At 61.2% G+C, this 2,032-nt stretch carries 3 protein-coding genes; 2 read left to right on the top strand and 1 reads right to left on the bottom strand.

Going from position 1 to position 2,032, the window contains the following annotated elements; genetic code table 11:
• Nucleotides 1-420, top strand: a 420-nt coding sequence (locus JSE7799_RS18805) for a DDE-type integrase/transposase/recombinase (protein ID WP_144431820.1), incomplete at its 5' end; no start/stop codon positions are given.
• Nucleotides 421-819: 399 nt separating this feature from the next.
• Nucleotides 820-1,395, top strand: a complete 576-nt coding sequence (locus tag JSE7799_RS18800) for a VPLPA-CTERM sorting domain-containing protein (protein ID WP_055664979.1) — start codon at nt 820-822, stop codon at nt 1,393-1,395.
• 240 nt (nt 1,396-1,635) lie between these two features.
• Here JSE7799_RS18800 and JSE7799_RS18795 read toward each other — a convergent pair.
• A partial coding sequence (locus tag JSE7799_RS18795; RefSeq protein ID WP_144431819.1) for a DDE-type integrase/transposase/recombinase occupies nt 1,636-2,032 on the bottom strand: 397 nt, incomplete at its 5' end.

Below are 2,032 nucleotides of genomic sequence, written 5' to 3'. Positions count from 1 at the left end.
GCAATCGACGCGAAAGGCGACGTCTTGGACATCCTCGTGCAGTCATGCCGCGACACCGCGGCCGCGAAGCAGTTCATGCGCAAGCTCTTCAAGAGATGGGGCCTGCCGCAGGTGATGGTGACCGACAAGCTCGGATCCTATGCGGCGGCCAAGGCGAAACTCGCACCCGGCGTAGAGCACCGTCGCCACAAGGGGATCAACAACGCGGCAGAAGCATCGCATCGGCATACCCGCCGACGAGAGAAGGTCATGGGCGGGTTCAAGTCGCCGCGACAGGCCCAGAGGTTTTTGTCGGCCCACGATCGGACCGACGCCATCTTCCGCCCACGCCGTCACCGCCTCTCCGCCCGTTCCTATCATCACGCAAGACAGGACGCGTTCGACCTATGGGCAGACTACACGACCGAACTGTCCGCGTGAGCGGTCGCCGGCGACACTTTGCTGATCCACATAAAATAACCTGACAATCCCGTTCAGGGTGCGGTAGCGGGTCGGGACAGGCTTGGACATGTCGCCCAGCTACGCCGCTGGACTCGCGATGTGAACCCCCGGCAGGCTCCGTGCAACAAGGCCGCTTGAGGCGGGAGAGATCGTCGAGGTTCAGCATCCAAGCGAGCTACCGGCCTTCCATGACGCCATCAACCTGACAGCGCCCAATTTTGTCGCAAACGGCTGGATTGTCTGTTTCTCGAATCTTTACTCCTTGCGTATTCTTAACGAACGGTTAAGATTTTAGCTGAGGTAGAGAACGCATGTGTTCTCGGTCCCGCCGAAGATAAGGGTCTTCGGCCCATTTGAAAAAATGATTAGAGAGACGAGATGTTGAAATCATTTATCTATGCTCTGGCCGGACTCGCGATCGGCGGCGCTGCAAGCGCAGCGACGATCGACTATACCAACAGCCAGACCAATCCCGGCGGCCCCGCCCTGTCGTGCGACGCTTTCGGATTGCTGAATGCCTCCTGCTCAATCACGTACAACCAAGCAGGATTAGGTGTGAAAGGCTCCCCCGACTTTCAGCCCGGCCAAATCGACGGCAGCCCGATCGGCAGCTCCGAGCGGCTCACCTTCGACTTCGGCAAGGACACGATCTGGAACAGCATCACCTTCGGGCGCTGGGACAACAATGATGACGCCCTGCTGACCTTCGGCAACGGCGACACGCTCACCTACGGCCCCGGCATTGGCGCCACCACCCTCGCTCTCGGAGGTGTCATCTCCCAGACCCTATCCGTCACCGCGAAAGGCGTCTTTTGGCATGACGGGTTCGGGAATGACTCTTTCACGGTGGCCTCGATCGATGTCGCTCCGGTTCCGCTGCCTGCCGCAGGCTGGATGCTGATCGCAGGGCTCGGCGGTATTGCGGCTGCGCGCCGGCGCAGGACCCGGAACTGAACACACCCAAGAGCCATCTGGCGCTTGGTTGGAGGGGCGGTCCGCAAGGGCCGCCTCTTTTGCATTTCCGTTGCCCTGAGAGAGGTTGACTGTCTGTCGCGGCTCTGTTGCACGGAACGCTTGAAGGCCGAGCTTCCCCTTTCCCCCGTGGGGGTCAGCCGACAGGTCGCGTAATGGGGATGCCGAGGGGGGATTGTCAGGTTATTTTATTTGGATCAGCAAAGTGTCGCCGGCGACCGCTCACGCGGACAGTTCGGTCGTGTAGTCTGCCCATAGGTCGAACGCGTCCTGTCTTGCGTGATGATAGGAACGGGCGGAGAGGCGGTGACGGCGTGGGCGGAAGATGGCGTCGGTCTGATCGTGGGCCGACAAGAACCTCTGGGCCTGTCGCGGCGACTTGAACCCGCCCATGACCTTCTCTCGTCGGCGGGTATGGCGATGCGATGCTTCTGCCGCGTTGTTGATCCCCTTGTGGCGACGGTGCTCTACGCCGGGTGCGAGTTTCGCCTTGGCCGCCGCATAGGATCCGAGCTTGTCGGTCACCATCACCCGCGGCAGGCCCCATCTCTTGAAGAGCTTGCGCATGAACTGCTTCGCGGCCGCGGTGTCGCGGCATGACTGCACGAGGATGTCCAAG

The sequence above is a fragment of the Jannaschia seosinensis genome (assembly GCF_001408515.1).
GTDB lineage: Bacteria > Pseudomonadota > Alphaproteobacteria > Rhodobacterales > Rhodobacteraceae > Jannaschia > Jannaschia seosinensis.
Note: the sequence above shows the minus strand (reverse complement) of the source record. Positions and strands in the feature narration are given on the sequence as shown.